Genomic DNA, 247 nt, shown 5'->3' on the forward strand with positions numbered 1-247 from the left:
TCGGCGACTACATGGGCTTCTCGTCCGCCTGGGGCTACTGGATCAGTGCCTGGCTGGGCAACGTCGGCTACTTCGTCCTGCTGTTCAGCACCCTGGGCTATTTCTTTCCGGTGTTCGGCCAGGGCAACACCCCGGCCGCGGTGATCGGCGCCTCGGTGCTGCTCTGGGCCGTGCACTTCCTGGTGCTGCGCGGGATCAAGGAAGCGGCCTTCATCAACCTGGTGACCACGGTGGCCAAAGTAGTGCC

General features: G+C 64.4%; 1 protein-coding gene. It reads left to right on the forward strand.

The genetic code is table 11. The features are described 5' to 3' along the window. Positions 1 to 247, forward strand: a 247-nt coding sequence (locus J5M73_RS31610; protein ID WP_207817025.1) for an amino acid permease, incomplete at both ends; no start/stop codon positions are given.

Source organism: Pseudomonas sp. 50_B (assembly GCF_017491625.1).
GTDB lineage: Bacteria > Pseudomonadota > Gammaproteobacteria > Pseudomonadales > Pseudomonadaceae > Aquipseudomonas > Aquipseudomonas danubii.